This window comes from Vibrio cyclitrophicus, from assembly GCA_023206055.1.
Classification (GTDB): Bacteria; Pseudomonadota; Gammaproteobacteria; order Enterobacterales; family Vibrionaceae; genus Vibrio; species Vibrio cyclitrophicus_A.
The window spans coordinates 1,962,192-1,986,051 of sequence record CP065366.1; the positions used below are offsets into that span (position 1 = coordinate 1,962,192).

20 protein-coding genes are annotated in these 23,860 nt (G+C 43.4%); 15 read left to right on the plus strand and 5 right to left on the minus strand.

Annotation, left to right across the window (positions count from 1 at the left end):
• The first annotated feature begins 78 nt into the window (after positions 1–78).
• The 4 genes from ITG09_08840 (at position 79) to rsmF (ending at position 7,471) form a co-directional block, all read left to right on the plus strand.
• Positions 79–1,875, plus strand: coding sequence for an ABC transporter ATP-binding protein (locus tag ITG09_08840; protein UPR50833.1), 1,797 nt, complete (start codon positions 79–81; stop codon positions 1,873–1,875).
• Between the two features lie 78 nt (positions 1,876–1,953).
• Positions 1,954–3,237 carry a paraquat-inducible protein A gene (locus tag ITG09_08845; GenBank protein UPR50834.1) on the plus strand — a complete coding sequence of 428 codons (1,284 nt, stop codon included), beginning with the start codon at positions 1,954–1,956 and terminating at the stop codon, positions 3,235–3,237.
• On the plus strand, positions 3,224–5,881 hold the full coding sequence (locus tag ITG09_08850) for an MCE family protein (protein ID UPR50835.1): 2,658 nt from the start codon (positions 3,224–3,226) through the stop codon (positions 5,879–5,881). The genes ITG09_08845 and ITG09_08850 overlap by 14 nt, the downstream gene beginning before the upstream one ends.
• A gap of 168 nt (positions 5,882–6,049) precedes the next feature.
• Positions 6,050–7,471 (plus strand): 16S rRNA (cytosine(1407)-C(5))-methyltransferase RsmF, encoded by a 1,422-nt coding sequence (rsmF, locus tag ITG09_08855; protein ID UPR50836.1) that lies wholly within the window; start codon positions 6,050–6,052, stop codon positions 7,469–7,471.
• Positions 7,472–7,769: 298 nt separating this feature from the next.
• Here rsmF and ITG09_08860 read toward each other — a convergent pair whose 3' ends face one another.
• Positions 7,770–8,678, minus strand: coding sequence for a GntR family transcriptional regulator (locus ITG09_08860; protein ID UPR50837.1), 909 nt, complete (start codon positions 8,676–8,678; stop codon positions 7,770–7,772).
• Positions 8,679–8,706: 28 nt separating this feature from the next.
• Here ITG09_08860 and ITG09_08865 point away from each other — a divergent pair, with 28 nt between their 5' ends.
• A complete protein-coding gene (locus tag ITG09_08865; protein ID UPR50838.1) occupies positions 8,707–10,062 on the plus strand; it encodes a hypothetical protein in 1,356 nt (451 codons plus the stop codon).
• Between the two features lie 101 nt (positions 10,063–10,163).
• On the opposite strand, the gene ITG09_08870 is transcribed toward ITG09_08865, so the two are convergent.
• Together ITG09_08870 and ITG09_08875 are read right to left on the minus strand one after the other, a co-directional pair.
• On the minus strand, positions 10,164–10,649 hold the full coding sequence (locus ITG09_08870; protein ID UPR50839.1) for a DUF4442 domain-containing protein: 486 nt from the start codon (positions 10,647–10,649) through the stop codon (positions 10,164–10,166).
• A gap of 176 nt (positions 10,650–10,825) precedes the next feature.
• Positions 10,826–11,713: a phosphoenolpyruvate synthase gene (locus tag ITG09_08875; protein UPR50840.1), complete on the minus strand. Its 888-nt coding sequence runs from the start codon at positions 11,711–11,713 to the stop codon at positions 10,826–10,828.
• A gap of 207 nt (positions 11,714–11,920) precedes the next feature.
• On the opposite strand from ITG09_08875, the gene ITG09_08880 reads away from it, so the two are divergent.
• The gene (locus tag ITG09_08880) at positions 11,921–12,979 is read left to right on the plus strand and encodes a 3-deoxy-7-phosphoheptulonate synthase (GenBank protein ID UPR50841.1); all 1,059 of its coding nucleotides are present in this window, start codon (positions 11,921–11,923) and stop codon (positions 12,977–12,979) included.
• A 12-nt stretch (positions 12,980–12,991) separates the two neighbouring features.
• Complete coding sequence (locus ITG09_08885; GenBank protein ID UPR50842.1) at positions 12,992–13,474, plus strand: YajQ family cyclic di-GMP-binding protein; 483 nt, start codon at positions 12,992–12,994, stop codon at positions 13,472–13,474.
• 168 nt (positions 13,475–13,642) lie between these two features.
• Here ITG09_08885 and ITG09_08890 read toward each other — a convergent pair whose 3' ends face one another.
• Positions 13,643–14,584 (minus strand): siroheme synthase, encoded by a 942-nt coding sequence (locus ITG09_08890; GenBank protein UPR50843.1) that lies wholly within the window; start codon positions 14,582–14,584, stop codon positions 13,643–13,645.
• Positions 14,585–15,065: 481 nt separating this feature from the next.
• Here ITG09_08890 and ITG09_08895 point away from each other — a divergent pair, with 481 nt between their 5' ends.
• From ITG09_08895 to ITG09_08920, 6 genes are all read left to right on the plus strand, one after another.
• Complete coding sequence (locus ITG09_08895) at positions 15,066–16,094, plus strand: amino acid ABC transporter substrate-binding protein (GenBank protein UPR50844.1); 1,029 nt, start codon at positions 15,066–15,068, stop codon at positions 16,092–16,094.
• Between the two features lie 71 nt (positions 16,095–16,165).
• Positions 16,166–17,371 (plus strand): amino acid ABC transporter permease, encoded by a 1,206-nt coding sequence (locus tag ITG09_08900; GenBank protein ID UPR50845.1) that lies wholly within the window; start codon positions 16,166–16,168, stop codon positions 17,369–17,371.
• A 1-nt stretch (position 17,372) separates the two neighbouring features.
• The gene (locus tag ITG09_08905) at positions 17,373–18,470 is read left to right on the plus strand and encodes an amino acid ABC transporter permease (GenBank protein ID UPR50846.1); all 1,098 of its coding nucleotides are present in this window, start codon (positions 17,373–17,375) and stop codon (positions 18,468–18,470) included.
• 22 nt (positions 18,471–18,492) lie between these two features.
• Positions 18,493–19,257 carry an amino acid ABC transporter ATP-binding protein gene (locus ITG09_08910; GenBank protein UPR50847.1) on the plus strand — a complete coding sequence of 255 codons (765 nt, stop codon included), beginning with the start codon at positions 18,493–18,495 and terminating at the stop codon, positions 19,255–19,257.
• Positions 19,258–19,539: 282 nt separating this feature from the next.
• Positions 19,540–20,205, plus strand: a complete 666-nt coding sequence (locus ITG09_08915; GenBank protein ID UPR50848.1) for a Bax inhibitor-1/YccA family protein — start codon at positions 19,540–19,542, stop codon at positions 20,203–20,205.
• Between the two features lie 155 nt (positions 20,206–20,360).
• Positions 20,361–20,690: a TusE/DsrC/DsvC family sulfur relay protein gene (locus ITG09_08920; GenBank protein UPR50849.1), complete on the plus strand. Its 330-nt coding sequence runs from the start codon at positions 20,361–20,363 to the stop codon at positions 20,688–20,690.
• A 51-nt stretch (positions 20,691–20,741) separates the two neighbouring features.
• Here ITG09_08920 and yccX read toward each other — a convergent pair whose 3' ends face one another.
• Positions 20,742–21,029 (minus strand): acylphosphatase, encoded by a 288-nt coding sequence (gene yccX, locus ITG09_08925; GenBank protein ID UPR50850.1) that lies wholly within the window; start codon positions 21,027–21,029, stop codon positions 20,742–20,744.
• Positions 21,030–21,117: 88 nt separating this feature from the next.
• Between yccX and ITG09_08930 the strand changes: the two genes are divergently transcribed.
• Entirely contained in the window at positions 21,118–22,521 is a 1,404-nt protein-coding gene (locus tag ITG09_08930; GenBank protein ID UPR50851.1) for a methyl-accepting chemotaxis protein, read from the plus strand.
• A gap of 128 nt (positions 22,522–22,649) precedes the next feature.
• Entirely contained in the window at positions 22,650–23,843 is a 1,194-nt protein-coding gene (locus ITG09_08935) for a class I SAM-dependent methyltransferase (GenBank protein UPR50852.1), read from the plus strand.
• Positions 23,844–23,860: the final 17 nt, after the last annotated feature.

Sequence of the window (23,860 nt, forward strand, 5' to 3'; positions counted from 1 at the left end):
ATTAAATTGAGACTTCCATTATCAAGAGAACGCAGTAGAATGCGGCCATCAAACTAAATAGGACTTATTCTCATTACAATGAACAATTCAGAAGATACTATTAGCCGTTCTTGGTTAATAACTCAAGTAAAAAAACACAAGTCCAAATTACTGTTTGCTAACATTATTGCCATTTTTGCAACTCTCATTAGTGTCCCTATCCCGTTGCTGATGCCACTAATGGTTGATGAAGTATTACTTGATAAGCCTGCTTCAGGTTTAGAAATGATGAACCACCTACTTCCATCTTCATTACAAACACCGACTGGCTATATAGCACTAACTTTGTTGTTAGTGATTATCATGCGCTCCGTTAGCCAAGCGTTGAACATTCTGCAAGGGCGTCAGTTTACGCTTGTGTCCAAAACAATTACCTATCAAATGCGCAGCAAGATGATAGATAAGCTTGGCCGCATCAGTATTCGACAATACGAAACCAAAGGCAGCGGCGGTATCAACGCCCATCTGATAACAGACATAGAGACAATAGATAAGTTCATTGGCTCGACCCTTTCTAAATTTATCATTAGCTTCCTGACCGTGTTCGGTACAGCGATCGTGTTGTTATGGTTAGAGTGGCGTTTAGGATTGTTCATTTTACTGGTCAATCCTGTTGTGATTTATTTCTCCCGTAAACTAGGCAGCAGGGTTAAACACCTTAAGAAGTACGAAAACCAATCTTTCGAGCGCTTTCAAAACCGTTTGGTGGAAACTTTAGATGGCATTTACCAACTACGCGCGGCGAATAAAGAACGCATCTTTCTCGATGAACTTAAGGTTCAAGCAAACCAAGTAAGAATCGATGCAGACAAATACGCTTGGCAATCTGAAGCTGCTGGCCGTGTTTCGTTTCTACTCTTCTTATTAGGTTTCGAACTTTTCCGTGCCGTCGCTATGCTAATGGTGTTATTCAGCGACTTAACCATCGGTCAGATTTTCGCAGTATTTGGCTACTTGTGGTTCATGTTAGGCCCAGTTCAAGAGCTACTAGGGATTCAATTCTCTTGGTATAGCGCGAAAGCGGCACTGCAACGCATCAACGATCTTCTTCAGTTAGAAGAAGAGAAGCGACCTATCAGTAAAGTGAACCCATTTAATGAAGATCAAGAAGTGACAGTTGACATCGAAGACGTTACATTCTCTTACACATTAGAAAACACTGTTTTAAATAGACTATCGCTGCACATCCCTGCAGGTAAGAAAGTCGCTTTGGTAGGCGCGAGTGGCGGTGGTAAATCTACGTTAATCCAGTTGCTGATTGGGGTTTACCAAGCCGACTCGGGTTGCATTCGCTATAACGGTGAAACAACCGATGACATTAGCTTTGATGTAATACGCAATCAAATTGCCGTGGTTTTACAACAACCTATACTCTTTAACGATACATTAAGGCATAATCTGACCCTTGGTGCTGAATACGACGAAATGTCGTTGTGGCGTGCGCTTGAAGTCGCTCAAATGCAAGATGTCATCAAGCAACTGAGTAATGGCTTAGATACACAAATTGGTAGGAACGGCGTTCGACTGTCTGGCGGTCAACGACAACGCTTAGCAATAGCTCGTATGGTGCTGAGCAATCCTAAGTTTGTTATTCTTGATGAAGCGACATCTGCACTCGATACAGCAACAGAGTCAGCGCTGCATAAAGCGTTGAGCGAGTTTTTGAAAGATCGCACAACTTTGATAGTGGCTCATCGATTATCAGCGGTGAAACAAGCCGATCTAATCTATGTTTTAGAAGATGGACAAGTCACACAGACGGGAACACATGGTGAATTGGTTGAACAACAAGGACTCTATCAAACACTCTATGGCAGTGTGCAATCGCACGCCTGATGTTTATTGTTCTAGGAATTTAAGTCAGTTTAGTTTTAAGTATTTAAATCAGCTTAAAAGTCTTATCGCTGTTTCAACTTGGGAGGTCGCGTGACCTCCCCATCCGTTACCAACCCTTTATCAACTAAGCATCAATGCGATAGCAGCTCAGTGCGCCTTTGCCAAGGCTGCGAACTTCCCGTCGATAAAATGGACATCCCTTTAGGAAAGTCCGCTTATTGCCCTAGATGCGGTACCCAGCTTTATAGAGGCGGCACCCCTAGCCTCTCTGGAAACCTAGCCATCGCAATTACCTGCTTATTGCTGTTTATCCCGTCGCACTTTTTTGAATTCATCAGTATTCGCCTGATTGGTGTCATGATTCCCGCGACGTTACCATCCGGCGTCTTTACCTTAATGGGTGAAGGCTTTCCTCTGCTTGGCTTGTTGATTCTATTCTGCAGTTCGATAGCTCCGTTGCTCGTGTGCACGTCGGTACTCATCACTCATGCTTCACTGCGTTTTAAGATCTTCACACCCTTTCGTTATGCATTAACTATTATTCAAACTCTCAAACATTGGATGATGTTGGATGTATTTCTGGTAAGTTTGGCGGTATCGTGTTTCAAACTCCAAGATTACTCGGATATTTTTGTCGGCCCTGGTTTGATTGGCCTGATTCTTCTGCAGCTTTTCAGCGTATTACTAGTAAGCCGTATTAGTGTGCGTCGCTACTGGGAAGCTTGGGCAAAAGAATCTGAGTACTCTTTTGCTGAAAGTAAAAACGTACACTGTCACAACTGTCATCTTTCTCAGCCTGACGGCCATACTTGTGTGCGTTGTCACCATGACTTATATCACCGCAAGCCTTACTCTATACAGAAGACTTGGTCTCTGTTGTTTGCCGCATCCGTGGCTATTATACCCGCTAACGTCATTCCTATTTCTATCCTTATTACCAACGGTCAAAGGTTAGAAGACACCATTATTTCCGGTGTCGCTTCGCTGATTAATAGCGACATGTATGGCATCGCAGCGATCATTTTCATCGCCAGTATCGTCGTGCCAGTTGCAAAAATACTTGGCCTTGCTTACATCTTAATTTGTATCAAGATGAAGCGCGCCGTTTACCACAGACAACGCATGACCATCTATTTCATTGTGAAATGGGTGGGCAAATGGTCGGTTATGGATCTGTTCGTTATTTCGATCATGATGACCTTGGTCGACCGCGGACAAATTTTAAACTTTACACCAGGTTATGGTGCAGTCGCTTTTGGCGTCGTAGTTGTTCTCACGATGCTGGCAGCGGAAAGCTTAGATCCTAGGCTAATTTGGGATAACTACACCTCTAAAGATGAGTCAGTGAATGAACAACGATAACCAATCACAAACATCATATTCACCAGAAGTAAGGAAAAACAAAGGCATCTCACCTTTGTGGATCCTGCCAATATTAACCGTCGCATTAGCCGGTTGGTTGGTCATGAAATCGATACACGATGCTGGGCAGCGTGTGCAGATATACTTCTCAGATGCCGCAGGTTTAGTCGCAGGTCGAACAACGATTCGTTACCAAGGCTTAGAGGTGGGTATGGTGCGCGACATCACTTTGTCCAAAGATCTATCCAGCATCTATGTCGATGCTGACATCTACCCAGAAGCGAAAAAGCTACTCTCAAAAGGCACTCGTTTCTGGCTAGTAAAGCCGACAGCAAGTTTGTCTGGCATCTCAGGATTAGACGCACTTGTTTCAGGTAACTATATTGCTATCCACCCGAGTGAAACCAAAGAAGACCCAGAAACCGTTTTCCAAGCCTTAGAATCATCCCCTTCTGACTTACTGGCTTCTGAAGGTTTGAATATTTCACTGACGACCAAAGATCTGGGCGGCGTGTCTGTTGGTTCTCAAATCGTTTACCGTAAAATCCCAATTGGTGAGGTTTACAACTACCAGTTAAACGACAATGCGAAATCCGTTACGATTCAAGCGTCAATTAAAGATGAATACAGCCATATCATCACCGACCAAAGCCGTTTTTGGAATGTCAGTGGTTTAGGTGCCAGTATTGGTTTTTCTGGTGTTGATGTTCGTTTAGAGAGCCTAAGTGCATTGCTTGGCGGTTCAATTGCGGTCGACTCTCCGGGAGAAGGCCAACCCGTCGAGATGAATACCAAGTTCAAACTCTACCCAGATCTGAAAACAGCAGGTCGTGGTATCTCTATCAAGATCGCCGTACCCGATGACAACAAGATCAGCGCAACAGGCGCACCAATCATGTATCGTGGCATTGAAATCGGTCAAATCACTGACTTATCGCTAAGTGAAGGGCGTGAAAACGTGGTCGCATCTGCCGCTATTCAACCAGCATTCAGTGATTTTTTAAACAGCGGCAGTAAATTCGTTCTAGAAGAGGCTGAACTGTCGCTTACTGGCATGAAAAACATTGCCAACTTAGTGACAGGTAACTTTTTAACCTTGGTACCGGGCGAAGGTGAAAAAGCACGTCGATTTACTGCGATCCGCAAAAATGAATTCAGTCAGGAACAAGAGAAATCCGTGGCGATTCGCTTAACGTCGAACAATTCGTTCGGGTTAGATGTCGGCACACAACTGCTCTACAAAGGCATTGCCGTTGGTTCTATCATCCAAGTGGGTTTAGTCGATGGTGTTGGCTCTGGCTCCGATAAGCACGAAGTGTTCATGGATGCGCTTATCGACAACGAGTACGCGCACCTTATCAAAAGTCACAACCGTTTCTTCGTGACAGGCAGTGCGACCGCAGAACTTACCGAATCAGGCTTGAGTGTTACGGTCCCACCTGCAAAACAGCTTCTTACAGGCTCGATTAGCTTTGTCAGTGAAGGTAAATCTGAAGCAAGAACGGACTATCAACTTTTCCAAAGTAAATCGTTAGCAGAAATCGCTAAGTTTAATCAGTCTGGTTCAAAGACACTTTCTTTGTTTGCGAGTGAGTTACCTTCAATCTCTAAAGGCAGTCCACTCCTCTACCGCAACCTACAAGTGGGTAGTATTTCTGATTTTCAGCTTGCAGACGGTGGCGTAAGAATCAAAGTCACGATCGAAAATCGTTACACGCACTTACTCAACAAGCACACTGTTTTTTGGAACCGTTCAGGCGTTGAGGTTGATGCGTCGTTATCGGGTATCAGCATTAAAGCAGCACCAGTTAAAACTCTTATTCAAGGCGGTATTGCTTTTGACTCTCTGCCGGGAATCGACAACAAACTTGGCGATGTGTGGAAGCTTTACAAAGATTCGAAATCCGCTCGAAAATTTGGCCGCGCGATTACTATCACCTCTTCTGGCGATCAAGAAGTCAGCAAAGGCATGGCGATCAAATATCAAGGTGTCACGGTTGGTGAGGTTACTTTGGTGATTCCGAACTTCAACAAGGGCGGTATTGAAATTACTGCGCGTATTTTACCTGAGTACGTCAACAAGATTGCTGTGGCGAACAGTCACTTCTGGTTGACAGAGCCTGAGATCGGCCTTAACGGCATAAAAAACGTCTCTGCGCTGCTCTCTAAGCACATTAACGTAGATCCGGGCAAAGGTGATAGAAACACGAAATTTGAGCTTAGCAAGGGACCCGTGCAGCCAGAAGGCAAGATATTCCAACTGCAAAGCGAAACGCGAGGTTCAGTGTCTGAAGGCACGCCTATCCTATTCCGTGAACTAGAAATCGGCAGTGTTATCGATGTTCAGTTGGGTGAGTTTGCTGACCGCATCATATCTACCATTCAAATAGAACCTGACTACGCGTACCTAATCCGCGCAAACACTGTGTTCTGGAACGTGTCGGGCGTCGATGTCTCTATCGGCCTGTCTGGCGCAAACATCAAAGCCGGAACGGTAGACAGCTTGTTAAGAGGTGGTATTACGTTCTCAACACCACCGACGAATGAACTTCAACCAGTCGCAAGCGAAGATCAGTCTTTCTATCTCTATCCTCAAGCCGAAGCTGAGTGGAAATCATGGAGGACTGCGATTCCTCGTCCATAGAGTGAATCCCCTGACGCTCCTTGCGATTAATAAAGCTTAAACAAGATTAATTCTTCATCAAAATGCAGCCAATAGGCTGCATTTTTGTTGTTTGCTTTAAATAGGGTTTAGGACGGCTTCATTTTGCTTTAAACTCCCCGCATTAATGCAATAAATCGAGATACTCTTTTGCACGCTAACGTATATATTCCTGAAGAATTCCTAACGCACATCGAAGCAATCATGCCTAGTCATCTAGATATGGCTTCTTTTGTCGCGTCATGCCAAAAACCACTTCGTAAAAGTATTCGAGTCAACACATTGAAAATCAGTGTTGAAGACTTCCTAGTACGAGCAAAAGAGAAAGGCTGGGAACTGGAACCTGTACCTTGGTGCGAAACGGGCTTTTGGATTACAGCTGATGAAAGTGAAGCGCCACTAGGCAATACGGCAGAACACATGTCTGGTCTTTTCTACATCCAAGAAGCCAGCTCTATGATGCCCCCCTCGGCACTTTTCCAAGGCGAAGCTGATTACCAAGCGGTGTTAGACACTGCGGCTGCACCCGGTTCTAAAACAACGCAAATCGCTGCGCTAATGAATAATCGCGGTGTACTGGTTGCCAATGAGTACGCAGCAAGCCGTGTAAAGGTCCTTCATGCTAACATCGAACGTTGTGGTGTTCGTAATGCCGCTCTAAGTAACTTTGACGGTCGAGTTTTCGGTGGTTGGTTACCAGAACAGTTTGATGCTGTGTTGCTAGACGCGCCCTGCTCTGGCGAAGGTACCATTCGTAAAGACGCTGATGCGATGAAGAACTGGACGTATCAATCTGTGGTCGATATTGCCGACACGCAAAAAGATCTGATTGAAAGTGCATTCCATGCTCTTAAACCTAATGGTGTGTTGGTTTACTCAACGTGCACGCTTAGCACCGAAGAGAATCAACAAGTGTGTCATCACCTAAAAGAAACCTTTGGTGATGCGGTTGAGTTTGAATCTCTTGAATCACTATTCGACAACGCAAAAGCAACCACGACTGAAGAAGGCTTTCTACACATCTTCCCTCAAGTTTATGACTCAGAAGGTTTCTTTGTTGCGCGTATTCGTAAATTAGCGTCAGTTACTCCACCAGAAGTTAAAAAGCGCATGGGTAAATTCCCATTTGAAAAAGCATCAAAGAAAACTCAGCAAGAAGTCGCTGAACAACTGATGAGTACTCTCGATATCGAATTTCCAAGCGATACTCAAGTTTGGATTCGCGACAAAGACGTTTGGCTATTCCCAGAAGCGCTAGAGCCGATGATCGGTGAATTCCGTTTCTCTCGCATGGGAATCAAGATCGCAGAAACCCATAAAAAAGGTTACCGCTGGCAGCACCAAGTAGCGACAACGCTTGCAACAGGTAATGAAGCTAATGTTGTCGAGCTAAGTATTGAAGATGCTCGTGAATGGTTCATGGGACGCGATGTTCGCCCTGAAGGCTTGTCTGGCAAAGGTGAAGTATTAGTGAAGTACAATGGTGCAATCATCGGCCTTGGTAAGTGGGTTGGCAACCGAGTGAAGAATGGTTTACCACGCGAACTAGTGCGCGATAAGAACCTATTCTAAATAGCTTTCGCACTGAATACACCTTGATAAACAAAAAGCCCAAACAACGTTAATTGTTTGGGCTTTTTCTATTCTATCGACCATGTAACTCAGTGTGCGAGCGCTTGTAAATCAACAGCTAATTATATAAATATCAATTCAAGTCACTATTTCCAAAAAGAAAAATAGCACTTCAGGGAATCTAAACTAGACTTCAATCTAATAGTCAAAAGATTAAACGATTAGCGTAGGCTCTTCGGAGCCCTTTCCCCTAGCCCAAACAGGAAGGTTTGGGCTTTTTTTTGACCGAGAGAACCGCTTATTTAACTAAGCTGATACCTTCTTTATCGATAGTGATCTTGCCAGATTTGTACAAACCACCAATTGTCTTTTTGAACGTACCTTTGCTGGTTCTGAATGCACAGAAAATAGCTTCAGGAGAAGACTTATCATTCAAAGGCAGGTAACCGCCTTTCTTCTCAAGCAGGTCAAGAACCTTAGTGCTTAGGTCATCCATCTTAGCTACGCCAATTTTCTGAAGAGATAAATCAATCTTACCGTCTTCTTCACGAACGTTTTTAATGTAGCCTTTCAGTGTTTTGCCAATGAACAGCTTACCGATGATGTCAGATGGGAAAATCATACCCCAGTGTTCACCGTTCACAATCGCTTTGTAACCCAGTTGGCTTCTCTCTGCGATAATGAGATCGACTTGCTCATTTTGCTTATAAGTTGCTGGCGTGTTGTCTAACCATTTATTGAACTTCGTTGTACCAACGATACGGCTCGATGCTTTATCGATATACACATATACTAAAATTGACTGGCCTTCGTTTAAACGGCCGCGCTGCTCGCTGAAAGGAACAAGAAGGTCTTTACCTTTTACGCCCCAACTCATGAATGCACCAGTGCTGTTAACACCTTCAACCGTCATCAAACCAAACTGGCCTACTTGAGCAATTGGTTTTTCAGTGGTTGCAGCGATCTGGTTGTCAGAATCAATGTATAAGAAAACATCTAGCTTTTGACCAATTTCAACACCTTCAGGAGTAAATCGTTTCGGCAGCAACACGGTTCCATAGTCGCTCGCGTCAAGGAATACACCGAAGTCTGCTTGTTTTACTACTTCTAAGTTGTTTATTTGACCAATATTAATCATCAAGATTGTCTCTACTTTAAATTTGGCGGAGATTATACGTGATCTCTGATATGCTTTCGCTAGTTTCATTCATATTTTTATATTCTAGGAGACATCGTTGATCACCGTTGATAAACAAGATGCGATAACACTTAAAATTAACCATGCGATGGCTAAGACAAAAAAGCTCGACATGGACGTTTATCTATTCATTCCCGGTGAACTTGGACTGACTCCTGAAGTACTTTCTGAAAGTGCCTTTTTCTACAGCTCAATCACTCAAAAACGTGCCTACTACAGTAACAAGACACTTTTACCTTTGGTGCACAGTCGCTTAGCTAAGCGTGGACGATTGTCGATTACGCAATATCGTGTCAGTTTGAGTTTGTTCGCCTACCAATATGTTATCGCGTTAGATAAAGCGGTAAGTAGCCTGAATAAGAATGATAGTGACGACGTAACGGCTGATGAAGTAGATGAAGTAATTGAACTGGCTTTAGACATCCTCAAGAAACTTCGTCGTAGTATTCCCTATGAAGAGAACCTCAAACGCTACTACGCAAACATTGATAACTACCTTTCATGGTACACAGAGCAAAAGTTCCTATCGCTGGTATCTCATATGCCGCGTGGCAGCGAGTACTCCACAATTAAGGATCGACTCTTAACGCTTTGTGATAAGGAGACCGCACACCGCAAGCTAAACCGCTACAACTCAGCCAAAGTACGTGAAGACGTCACCCGTCTGAGTAACAAGATGCGACTGCTGCGACGTTTGATTGAACACCCTATCGTGCTTAAAGAAAAGACCACCTCCATGGGTAAAAACGTGAAACGCGCCGTAAAAGGCATTGCAACAGGTTTGGTGATGGTGGTGGTGACAACGACGGTTATCTTAGCCCGTGACTTCCTTGGAGAAATTACCGCGTCCTTCATCGTCGCGATGTCATTCATCTACGCGTTGCGTGAAATCTTTAAAGATGACTTGAGGGACATCCTTTGGCGCTGGCTTCGTAAAGGCAAACCAAAGTGGAAGCGTCGTTACTATGATCCAACGACCAATAAATCAGTTGGTCATAAACTTGAATGGCTGGATTATGCGAATTTTTCTAAGTTGGCAGACCGTATTCAATCGATACGTAAGAAGCGTGTCGTTCAACGTGAAGAGCAAATCCTGCACTATCGTTCGCACACTGAGATGTCGACATCGACGTTCATGAGTGGTTACGAAGAGACCCGTGAAACGTTATCCATTAGCCTCCGAGCGCTGACACGATTGATGGATAAGGGATCAAATAAGGTGTATCGCTTGAATGAAGGGCAAGTTAGCCGTGAATCAGTAGAAAAGCGTCACTTGCTCAACCTGATCATTAAAGAGAACAATCACGATAACGAACCGACCTATTACCGTTGGAAAATCGTAATGAACCGTTCAAAAATCGTTGATATCGAGCAAATCACTCAAGAATCTTAACTTTTCTACGGTTTTCGGCACGGTATGTGGCTATTCAATTCACATACCGCTCTTCCACTTATTCACTTATTCACTTATTCAAGCTTCCATCTACTTCCAAGCTATTTCCTAGACGGGACTTTCTTGATCGAAAGCGTTAGCGTGAACTCGGCCATTGGCTCGTCGCCATGCAAAGATGGGCAAGTCGCGATAATGGTTACAGGTTGGTTTACACGCTCCCCGGTAGACATAGTTTCTTCCAGCATAGTGTTGATCAACTCACCATCGTTACAAGTGAAGTGTACATCGCCTTCTGGACGCTTTAAGAAGTTGCCTGTCACCTCTTTAAATGCCAACGAAATCTTTTCACCTTGCTGCTGAGATTTACTCATCGCAAGAAAACCACCTGCGACATCAGCACCTACAGCCAAAACGCCAAAATACATACTATTAAGGTGGTTCTTCGTTCGTCTTTTGAGAGGGATTTTGACTTCAACATGTTGGTTATCCAGTGCGAGCAACTTTGGTCTGCATAACCAAATCAAAGGCACTTTGAAAAAACCAAACATGCTCAAGTAGAAATTAGCTTTTTGTAGAGGGGTCAACATTCGGATTACCTAGCCAAGTTAGTCATCAGACCAGTTAATCGATTAGCGATGAAGATGTCAAAAAAATGTTACAAAAAAGAGATATCATCGCATAATGATATCTCTTTCATTCTCAAAGCGTTAGCGCTTCAAGTAAACGGACACGGCAAGTTGATTTACTAAGACAACAAATCGATTTATGCAGTCACGACCGTTTCTACGCCTTCAAGATCAGCTATGTAACCTTGTAGACGCGGGTAATCCACCAAGCCTTGAGTTACTAGCAGCACTGGTTTCTTCGCGTTCAGGGTTGCTTTAACAATCATATCCAACAAGGTAATAACCGCCTCGTTTTGTGGATCAAAAGCGTGTTGCTGAGCTTCATTGTGTTTATCTACACCTAAAGTGAAAGACGCTAAGCTATCAACGTTTACAACAACACCATCGAAGTAATGCAGTAAGCGTTCGCTCAATAGCACTGCAGACGGCACATCGCAAGAGAACAGTACTTTCAAACCATTAAGGCCACGTGGTAAGCCTTGCTCTGCAAGCAGGTCAATAATCTTAGCGGCATCGCTTAATGCACGAACGTAAGGAACAACCACTTCAACGTTAATACCCTGCTCTCGCAACGCTTTAATTACCTGACATTCTAAAGCGAAAGCCTTGCTGTACTCTGGTGTCGCGTAACGAGCAACGCCACGAACACCTAGTGCAGGGTTAATCTCTTCAGCTTCACAGTTCCCGCCAAGCAGCGAACGGAAGCCATAGCTGTCAGCACTACTTAACGCGATACGAACAGAAGTATGATTTGGCTGCACGGCAGCTTGGATGGCAATCACTAAGGTCGAAACAAAATGCTCATCGACTGTTTTATCGCCAAGAATCGCATCTAAAGACGTTTTTTCAATATCAGTCAAAGTATCTAAGTGACTCTCGATACTTGGGTGATAAAAGACACGATCCATCACCAATTCTGATAATGAAACGTATAAGTGGTTGGAATTATTATTATCGTTGTAAGAAGGCAGCACATCACCTAAGGCAAGTTCTGGGTGCAAAGTGCTTTGATTTTCTTGAGTCATTGCTGCTCCAGCATTTTTATGTTGTGTTCAAACGAAAATACCGATAGCTGCCTGTTAATACAAGTGAAAATCCCTTATTTGACGCTGGCCTGCTGATAAAAATAAGAATATTAGCAATAACTGAGATAACTTTGACTCAAGAGAGTTTATTCCTCTGTTCAATTCCGTTATCTTAACCACTTCGCAATAGAATAAAAAAGCTATCACATGCCATTAAAAACTGATGAGTTGAGAACCCAAGCTCTGGGTCCTATGCCAACTCCTGCCGAACTAGGCAATGCACACCCTATTACTGACGACGTTGCTGAGCGCATTAAAAATTCTCGCCGCCAAATCGAAGATATCCTAACTGGTCGTGATAACCGCCTATTAGTTATCGTAGGCCCTTGCTCTGTTCACGATACAGATGCGGCACTTGATTACGCTGAGCGCCTAAGCAAAATTCAAGACCAGTACAAAGATGAACTGTTCGTGGTAATGAGAACCTACTTCGAGAAGCCTCGCACTGTTGTAGGTTGGAAGGGTTTGATTACCGATCCTAACCTTGATGGTTCATACGCACTTGAAACCGGCTTGAACAAAGCTCGTAAACTTCTGCTAGATATCAACAAGCTTGGCCTAGCTACCGCGACTGAATTCCTTGATATGATCACAGGTCAGTACATTGCGGACCTTATCACTTGGGGTGCTATCGGCGCTCGCACAACAGAATCTCAGATTCACCGTGAAATGGCTTCTGCACTGTCTTGCCCAGTTGGCTTCAAGAACGCAACCAACGGCAACATCAAGATTGCTATCGATGCAATTCGTGCAGCCCATGCTTCACACTACTTCTACTCTCCAGATAAGAACGGCCGCATGACGGTTTACCGTACTTCTGGCAACCCATACGGTCACGTTATTCTACGTGGTGGTGATAAAGGCCCGAATTTCGATGCTGAATCTGTCGATAATGCATGTAAGCAACTGGCTGAATTCGATCTACCTCAACGTTTGGTTGTAGACTTTAGCCACGCTAACTGTCAGAAACAACACCGCAAGCAGTTAGAAGTTGCACAAGACATTTGTGAACAAATTAAATCTAACAAGAACCAAATTGCAGGCATTATGGCAGAAAGCTTCATTATTGAAGGCAACCAGCCAATGACAGATATCAACAACCTAGAATATGGCAAGTCGATTACTGACCCATGCCTAAGCTGGGAAGATACTGCAACAATGCTAGACATGCTTGCAACAGCAATTAAAGATAGAAACTTAGCTTAAGGAAACAACACAATGCCATCATTTGACATTATCTCTGAAGTAGAAGCAGTAGAACTGCGTAACGCAGTAGACAACGCAAACCGTGAACTATCGACTCGTTTCGATTTCCGCGGCGTTGAAGCAAGCTTTGATTACAAAGATGAATCAGTAAAATTGACTGCTCAAGACGATTTTCAACTGAAGCAAATGCGCGATATCCTTCGCAGCAACCTAACGAAGCGTAATGTCGATCCTAACGCGATGGAAGCGAAAGCGGCAGACCAAACAGGTCGCACTTGGCACCAAACGGTTATCTTTAAGCAAGGCATTGAAACTGATGTAGCTAAGAAGATCGTTAAGCTAATCAAAGACAACAAAGTTAAAGTTCAAGCTTCTATCCAAGGCGACAAAGTTCGTGTAACGGGTAAGAAGCGTGATGACCTACAAGCTGTTATGGCTCTAGTTCGCAGCGGTGAACTTGGTCAACCTTTCCAGTTTGACAACTTCCGCGACTAATTAATCTGGCTATGTGCAGCGACTCTTGTTCGCTGCTTACTAATCAGTTTAATGCGGCATTTAACATAGCAAAAAGCCACTTCTTTATCGGAAGTGGCTTTTTATTTATCTAGGCGTTGTTATTAGCGTGTTAGACGCCAGTATGAAGACGACTAGCAGGCCTATCTTTTAACTCAACACCTTGGCAGAAGACAGCTTCAGGTCTTTGCCTACCAATAAGTTGAATTCGACACTCGCTGGTGGAATAAACACACAGACACGTAGACTCTCTGATCTTGCTTGTTCGAGCTTAGTCGACAGCTCTCCACTATTCGCATAGCTTTCCCTTTCCGCATCTCGGCGACATAAATCTACAAACTCAAACGGGCAATCACTCGGAGCAAGAACCAGTTCCGCTTCCTGCATTAGACGTAAAGCTTTCATTGGTAAGAGCTCTATGTCTTGCTCGAATTCAATCCAAGTGACCTGCCCTTCGCTATCAATGCCTTCGGTTAGCGCTTGCTGGTAATATGACTCTAACTGTTCTCTGTCAGTCACCTGCGCGATAAAGCTGGATGACAAGAACTGTTCCCAAAACTTACGACGCTCGTCGACAGTTGGGAATGACTCCTTGATCGAATTGCGTTTTGATGCACCAAAATCTGCGATCAATCCTATATTTTGTGGAAGTACCGTTTCGAGTTTCTCTCTAATATTTCTCACTAAAACAGGTGATGCACCGCCGCTAGAGATCGCAATTTGGATTCTTCCACGATTTATCATCGAAGGGGTAATGAAATCACAATAAGGCAAATCATCGACCACATTGACTAAAATACCCAGTTTTTTCGCATCATTATGTACTTGATGGTTAAGACTTGGATTGTCTGTAGTAGCCCAAACTTGTAGATAATCTTTTGAGATAATTTGTGATGAGTAAAAGTTTTGTACCCAATGAAGTTTACTCTCGTCAACTAGCTGCTTTAAGTAAGGTGCAACCTTGGGAGACACCAAGGTCACATTAGCCCCTGCTCTTAATAAGCTATCTACTTTTCGGCAAGCAACCTCACCCCCACCAACCACTAGAATTGGCTTATTCTCTACATCCAAAAACATTGGGAAATAACGCATGTTCTTCCTTGAGACTACTTCAATAACTATTCAACCATGCTACCAAATTTGGAGCACATTAATAACTATCCAAGTGTAATAAAAATATTTATTCACCAAATTTCAATACTTCTTGAGTTTAATGTTTCATCATTGTGATGTTGATTCAGAATATTTATCTAGTCGATTATCAATATAAAAATCTAAATCTTGTTGCACCAACAGTGTGAGCCGTTGCACTATTTACATTCACATAACATTTGGTCATTCTAATTGTGTTCGGATTTGTGATTTCATTCAAAATTCTTTTTAAATTATACATTTGTGAAAGTACGGATCCTTTCCTAACCTTATAAACAGTTGCTTAAATCGCACACAGTTTCATTTGCAAAATGCAACTAGTTTGAATTGAGTAACAAGGTCATAGAAAACGCAACACATATAGAAAAACTCAAACGAGCACGAGTATCAGGTGTCACCTGGTTAACAAGGAAGGATACAAATGACAAATAAACTAACACTTCTTGCTTCAGTAGTAGCTGCATCAACTGCGATGATGGCAACATCAGCATCAGCGGCAGAAAGCACTCTGGACAAAGTCACATCTCAAGGTTTTCTAACTTGTGGTGTAAGTACCGGTCTTCCAGGGTTCTCTAACCCTAACTCAAAAGGTGAATGGGAAGGAATTGATGTTGAGTATTGTCAAGCTCTTGCAGCGGCTGTACTCGGTGACAAGACTAAAGTTAAGTATGTACCTCTAACAGCGAAAGAGCGTTTTACTGCGCTTCAATCTGGCGAAATCGACGTACTATCTCGCAACACAACATGGACACTACATCGTGACAGTGCTCTAGGTCTGAACTTTGTAGGCGTTAATTACTACGATGGTCAAGGCTTCATGGTTAAGAAAGAACTTGGCCTGACAAGTGCTCAAGAACTTGATGGCGCTTCTGTATGTGTTCAATCAGGTACAACAACTGAGCTTAACCTAGCCGATTACTTCCGAAACAGTGGCATGTCTTACAAGCCAGTAGTATTCGATACGGCAGCACAAACATCTAAAGGTTTCGACGCGGGTCGTTGTGACGTGCTAACTACTGACCAATCTGGTCTATATGCACTTCGCCTGAACCTAGCTGATCCTAAATCTGCAGAAGTACTTCCTGAAATTATCTCTAAAGAGCCTCTAGGCCCTGTAGTTCGTCAAGATGATGATCAATGGTTTAACGTTGCTAAGTGGACACTTTCAGCAATGGTTAACGCGGAAGAATACGGTATCTCTTCTAAAAATGCAGACGAAATGCTTAAGTCAAAAGATCCAAACATCAAACGTATTCTTGGTGTAGACGGTCCTAAAGGCAAAGGCCTTGGCATTCGTGACGACTGGGGTTACCAAGTAATTAAGCAAGTTGGTAACTACGGTGAGAGTTTTGAACGTACTGTTGGTACAGGTTCTCCACTTCAAATCTCTCGTGGTGTAAATGCATTATGGAATGCGGGCGGCTTTATGTACGCTCCACCAATCCGTTAATAAATTTTCAAGCATCAATTAGGGCGGAGTTTTCCGCCCTATTTATTAAATGGATTTGAGGTTATAGTAGTATGAAACCTAATGAAACTATTTCTCCAGCTCAGGCAAAGCCACAGCCCAAAAGTGCCAACTTATTTTACAACCCCACTTTTCGCTCCATCATCTTCCAAATTCTCGCCGTCGGAGCGCTTTGTGCATTCTTTTACACGATTGTAAATAATGCACTCACTAACTTAGATTCCCGTGGTATCACCACTGGTTTTGATTTTCTCTCCCAAGAAGCTGGTTTTGGTATCGGCTTAACGCTGATTGAATACGATGAGACCTTCTCATATGGTCGTACATTCTTTATCGGCCTTCTCAATACCGCTTTGGTCTCAGTACTCGGCATCATGCTAGCTACGGTACTAGGCTTTAGTATGGGTATCGCTAGACTCTCTTCAAACTGGCTGGTTAGCCGATTTGCAGCTATCTACATTGAGATATTCCGAAATATCCCTCTTCTATTGCAAATCTTTTTCTGGTACTTCGCCGTTCTCCAAGCCTTACCTTCTGCTCGTCAAAGCATGAGCCTCGGTGAAGCAATTTTCTTGAACGTACGTGGATTGTACTTCCCTGCACCAGTGTTAGAGCAAGGCAGTAGCATTGTTATCGCATCATTGATTGTCGGTATTATCGCGACGTTTATTATCAACATCTGGGCTAACAACAAGCAGAAACTAACCGGCCAACAAACACCAATGTTGAAAATCGCTGCAGCGTTGATTTTAGGCTTACCTTTAGTAACTTACTTTGTTATGGGCATGCCTATCTCTGCGGATTACCCTGTTTTGAAAGGGTTTAACTTCAAGGGCGGTATTAGCATAATACCTGAATTAGCTGCATTGATGCTTGCTTTAAGTATCTACACAGCAGCGTTCATTGCTGAGATTGTTCGTTCAGGCATTAACGCCGTAAACCATGGGCAAACTGAAGCTGCTATGTCTCTAGGCATCCCACGGTCTAGAACTCTAAAGCTTGTCATTATTCCACAAGCATTAAGAATTATTATCCCACCACTAACCAGTCAGTATCTAAACCTGACCAAAAACTCATCACTTGCGATGGCTATTGGTTACCCTGACCTTGTCTCTGTATTTGCAGGAACAACACTGAACCAAACTGGACAAGCTATCGAAGTAATCGCGATGACAATGGGCGTCTACCTAACCTTGAGCCTATTAACGTCTGCTCTAATGAACATATACAACCGCAAAGTAGCGTTGGTGGAGAGATAAGATGAGTACACATCAATTTCAACCTGATCTTCCGCCTCCAGCGAATACCGTTGGGCCAGTCGGTTGGTTAAGAAAAAATCTATTTAATGGACCAGTTAACAGTGTCGTCACTGTGATCCTTGGTTATTTTGCTTTCACTTTATTGTGGGCAATAGCAGATTGGGCATTCATCAGTGCTGACTGGATAGGAACCACACGCGATGCCTGTACTAGCGAAGGCGCTTGTTGGGTTTTTATTAGCGTTCGTTGGGACCAATTCATGTATGGCTTCTATCCAGAAGCTGAATTGTGGCGACCTCGCCTCTTCTACGCAACGTTAGCTATTTTTGTAGCCTTACTGGCTTATGAAAAAACACCTAAACGTACGTGGATTTGGTTGTTCTTCGTAAACATCTACCCATTTATCATTGCTGGCTTGCTATACGGTGGTGTTTTTGGATTAGAAGTTGTTGATACCCATAAATGGGGTGGGCTGTTGGTTACACTGGTCATCGCACTTGTTGGTATTGTAGTGTCACTCCCTATTGGTGTTGCACTTGCTCTTGGGCGTCGCTCAGAGATGCCGATCATTCGCAGCATGTGTACCGTATACATCGAAATTTGGCGTGGCGTACCGCTCATTACAGTACTATTCATGGCTTCAGTAATGCTTCCACTCTTTTTATCAGAAGGGACGGAAACCGATAAGCTGATTCGAGCACTTGTTGGGGTGGTACTATTCAGTGCAGCCTACATGGCCGAAGTAATTCGTGGTGGCTTACAAGCGATACCAAAAGGTCAATACGAAGCAGCTGATGCTCTGGGATTAAGCTACTGGAAAAAGACTGGGCTTATCATTCTACCTCAAGCTCTTAAAATCACGATTCCTTCAATTGTGAACACCTTTATTGGTTTGTTTAAAGATACCAGTCTTGTTTTGATTATTGGTATGTTTGATGTATTAGGGATTGGCCAAGCAGCGAATACCGACCCTGAATGGCTTGGGTATTCAACAGAAAGTTATGTATTTGTCGCGTTAGTGTTCTGGGTGTTTTGTTTTGGCATGTCGAGATATTCGATATGGCTAGAAAACAGACTTCACACCGGTCACAAACGATAATTAACAAGATCAAGGACGTATTATGACGCAGCAGACAGAAAACAACTCTCAAGGTCTTATGATTGAGTTGAAAGACATGAACAAGTGGTACGGTGAATTCCACGTACTTAAGAACATCAATCTAGAAGTTAAAAAAGGCGAGAAAATCGTTATCTGTGGCCCTTCTGGCTCAGGCAAATCAACGATGATCCGCTGTATCAACCGATTAGAAGAACATCAAAAAGGCCATATCTTCGTTTCAGGTAATGAATTAACAGAAGATCTAAAGAACATCGAAGCTGTTCGCAGAGATGTCGGCATGTGTTTCCAGCACTTCAATCTGTTTCCTCATCTGACGGTATTAGAGAACTGTACTCTGGCCCCTATCTGGGTCAAAAAGATGCCAAAAGAAGAAGCTGAAGCGATTGCAATGAAGTACTTAGAGCGAGTTAAAATCCCAGAGCAAGCGGACAAGTTCCCAGGTCAACTCTCAGGTGGTCAACAACAGCGTGTAGCTATCGCTCGTTCTTTGTGCATGAACCCTCAAGTGATGCTTTTTGATGAACCAACATCAGCCCTCGATCCGGAAATGGTTCGTGAGGTGTTAGACGTAATGGTTGAGCTTGCAGAAGAAGGCATGACGATGCTTTGTGTAACGCACGAGATGGGCTTTGCTAAAGAGGTCGCAGATCGCGTTATCTTTATGGATGCCGGTGAAATCATCGAAGAGAACAACCCTGTCGATTTCTTTGAAAACCCACAATCAGACAGAACGCAGAACTTCTTAAGCCAAATCTTACACCACTAATGTGTTATGATGCATAAACTACAGAGGCGGCTTAGGTCGCCTCTTTATCTTCAGTGTTATAATTAGCTATTCATGATTATAAATAGCGTCTCAGTGCGATAAGAATCAAACATCGAACCTTAACTGCGTTATCAGAAATATTTTGTTACACCTTCAAGAACACTTAACCGACTATTTTGATTATTATTTTACGTATACAAGAGGAATGAGAGACTTGATTTTTCGAACTTTCACCCCCATAAATGTACTAATAACTATTGAAGTCACCTTACGAGGAAGATTATGAACAGCCCTATGTTTTCACGCACAGCATCTCAAGAAAGTGCTCTGCAAACCAATAAAGTGTTGCGTAACACCTACGCATTACTGTCTATGACACTACTTTGGTCTGCTGTTGTAGCAGGCGTATCCATGGCGATGAACCTTCCTCGCCCGGGTCTTATTATCATGCTAGTTGGCTTCTACGGCCTACTTTTCCTAACAGAGAAGAACCGTGACAACAGCATGGGTCTAGTCTTTACATTCCTATTTACGGGTTTCTTAGGCTACACCATCGGCCCAATCTTAAACATGTACGTTGGCGCAGGTATGGGTGATGTCATCTTAACTGCACTTGGCGGCACTGCACTAGCGTTTATGGGCGCATCAGCTTACGCACTAACAACTAAGCGCGACCTTTCATTCCTTAACGGTATGTTAATGGCCGGTTTCGTTGTACTGCTAGTAGGTATGGTTGCAAACATCTTCCTGCAAATGCCCCTACTATCTTTGGCAATGAGCGGTATGTTCATCCTATTCTCGACTGGTGTTATCTTGCTAACAACGCAAAGCATCATCCGTGGCGGTGAAACGAACTACATCTCAGCAACTATCAGCTTGTACGTATCGATCTACAACATCTTCATCAGCCTACTAAGTATCTTAGGTATTATGAACAGCAACGACTAATCATAGTTCGTTCAAAATCGAGCCCAAGAGCAAGTCTCTTGGGCTTTTTTGTATCTATAGATGCAATATTCCTAGAGATAACGACGATATTTCTTGAGAAAGATAAACGTGGTCATGTACCCTATTTACTGAGTTAAACTGATTCTGGACTAAACATGTTTGAATATAACGGCAAACAAATCGAAACCGACGCTCAAGGCTACCTATTGGACTACACACAATGGGAAGAAGGTATGATCGAAATTCTTGCTCAAGATGAAGCTATTGAACTGACTGAAGCACACTTGGAAGTCGTCCATTTTGTAAGAAGCTTTTACGAAGAATTCAAGACTTCTCCAGCCGTTCGCATGCTTGTGAAAGCGATGGAAAAAGCTCACGGGCCAGAGAAAGGCAACAGCAAATACCTTTTCAAGTTATTCAAGAAAGGTCCTGCGAAGCAAGCGACCAAACTTGCCGGTTTACCTAAACCAGCAAAGTGCCTGTAAGAGACTAAGCTGTTTAAGGTAACCCTCGATACCAATACTGTAGTGCGTGAACTACAGTATTTTAAATTCGCCAGCACGTACCACTCTAAGATCTGCTTCTGTAACATCATGTTTGACAACCTGATCTACTTGAGCGCTAGACGGCCCTAATTGTAACCAAGCGTATAACTTCTCTATCTGATCCAAATCCCCAACGGCTAATACTTCGACACGACCATCACTTAAATTTTTTGCATAGCCCGAAATCGACAATGTTTGCGCTTGCCTGCTTGTGTGATAACGAAAACCAACACATTGAACTCGGCCTGATACGACAAATATACATTGTGAATTTTTCATAACGTTGCCTCATAAATTATATGAATGATATAGTTGCAACTCTATTCATTCACCGTTTAACGGTGGCATTACTTCGAGTATAACGATTATGAAAGAAATCCCATTTCGTTGGATTGACAAATATCTCATTCACCTAAAAATCCAAGAAAAGTTCTATCTACTCTTCTTATTGCCTCTTCTCGCTCTGGTTATATTAACTCTCGTTTTAGATAGCGCCGCGGACTCTTTACTTGCTCACCTTTATCAAGAAGAAATGCTCTTGATGAAAGGGCTTATCGAAGCAGGCCAACTCACTAAAGATCAAGTCGCTCAGCTTGTTAGTCACTCTGAAAGCATTTCCCTAGGCTATGGCACGGGAGCCGTTTCAGTGATGAACGGCGCGTTCAGTTTAGTCGCAAACCATGATCAAAACCTATGGTCGGCTTTATCTACAACGCAAGTATCTATCATTGCGGTTACTCTGACCTTAATTGCGCTTGGCGTTTATTACATCATGACTTTCATTGGCGGAGCGATGTTCTCTATGAACAAAGCTTTGAACACCCTAGCGAATGGCGACTTAACTTGCCGCATGAACTACTTCTTAGTTCGTGACGAGTTCAGTGAAATCGCGATTACAATCGATAAGGTCGCTGAACGTGAACAAAACATGGTTCTATCAATCCAAGAGTCTGTCGCTCTCATGCAGCAAATCAGCTCAGACTTGAACCAGTCAACACAACAAAGTTCAGACATCTCAGGTAACCAACAAGAACACCTGAATAGTTTGGCAAGCGCGACGGAACAAATGGCGGCTACAATTCGTGAAGTCGCTACCCTTGCTCATGAGTCTAGCTCACAAACGATGGACGCTCGCGGCGTTGCCCAGAGTGGTCAAGTAAAGGTTTCAAACACATTGGAGTCTATCTCTAACCTATCTCAAGAGATCCAATCCGCTTCACAAGCAGTAGAAGAGCTTGATGCCAACGCGGCGCAGATCGATGAGGTGGTCGCAACTATCAATGGCATTTCAGAGCAGACTAACCTATTGGCACTGAATGCTGCCATAGAGGCTGCTCGTGCAGGCGAGCAAGGTCGTGGATTCGCTGTTGTTGCCGATGAAGTTCGTGCCCTTGCAGGTCGTACTCAACAAGCAACAGTTGAAATCCAAAGTATGATTGAGTCATTACAACGTAACAGCCAATCACTGACCAAACTGATGGAAGTCACGGTGAACAATGCTAATGAAGGTCAAACACTGATGTCAGAAGTGAACGTTGAGATCGGTTCATTAGCTGAAAAGAACCAGTCTATTTCAGATAGCAGCACTCAAATTGCTACCGCGGCTGAAGAGCAAGGCGTAGTAGCTGACAACATTGCACAAAGTGTTGAAGAGATTCGTCATCAGTCAGACAGCATCTGCGAGATGATCAGTAAGAGTAATTCCAATGTTGACCAACTTCGTAAACAAAGCGATACGATGGAAGGTTTGCTGACCGGTCTTAAAGCTTAATACTGATATCCAACCAATATGTGTTGTTAATCATTACTAGGGCTGCTTCTGCAGCCCTTTCTTATTTGCTTTTCACCTGTACTTCCCCGACAATACCCCTCCTTCAAATTCAACAAACAGAGTAAATTATGACTCCTTCAATTCATCTAGCTAAAGGCCGAGATAAATCACTACGCCGCAAACACCCTTGGGTATTTTCACGCGGTATCGATAAGGTCGAAGGCGAACCAAAACAAGGTGAAACTGTAGACGTATATGCTCAAAATGGTCAGTGGCTCGCAAAAGCAGCTTACTCACCAGAATCTCAAATTCGAGCTCGTGTTTGGACATTTGAAAAAGAAGAAATCAACAAGGCGTTCTTCGTAAAACGAATTCAAGACGCACAGTCTTTACGTGAAGACATCATTGAGCGTGATGGTCTAACGGGCTACCGCCTAACGGCCGCAGAGTCTGATGGCTTGCCAGGTATCACAATCGACAAATACCAAGACTTCCTTGTTTGCCAACTGCTAAGTGCTGGCGCTGAGTTTAACAAAAGTGTATTAATTGAAGCGTTAATCGAGTGCTTCCCTGATTGCAACATCTACGAGCGTTCAGACGTGGCAGTTCGTAAGAAAGAAGGCTTAGAACAAGTTGTCGGTGTTCTTCACGGTGAAGAACCACCTAAATCAGTGGTCATTGAAGAAAACGGTGTGAAAATCAGCGTAAACATTATCGAAGGCCATAAAACGGGCTTCTATATGGACCAGCGTGATAGCCGTAAAGAATCGATGAAATACGTTAAAGGTAAAGATGTCCTTAACTGTTTCTCGTACACAGGTGGTTTTGGTCTGTATGCCCTTAAAGGTGATGCTAAGCGTGTAATCAATGCAGACGTTTCTCAATTAGCTCTTGATACAGCTAAGTTCAACGCTGAGCTGAATGAGTTCGACATCTCGAAAAAGCGTGCAGTATTCCTAAACGCAGACGTATTCAAACTACTTCGCGAATACCGAGACCAAGGCACGAAGTTCGACGTAGTGATCATGGATCCACCAAAATTCGTTTCAAGTAAGAACAACCTGACATCTGGCGCGAACGGCTATAAAGACGTTAACATGCTTGCGATGCAAATACTGAAACCAGGTGGCACTCTACTCACCTATTCTTGTTCAGGCTTAATGGGCGCTGACTTATTCCAAAAAATCATCGCTGATGCAGCATTAGATGCAGGCCGCACTGTTAAATTCGTAGAACGCTTCGAGCAAGCAGCCGATCACTTAACAGATACAGCCTACCCAGAAGGTTTCTACCTGAAAGGTTTTGCTTGTAAGGTTCTTTAATTTTAGAGCTTTAGAAT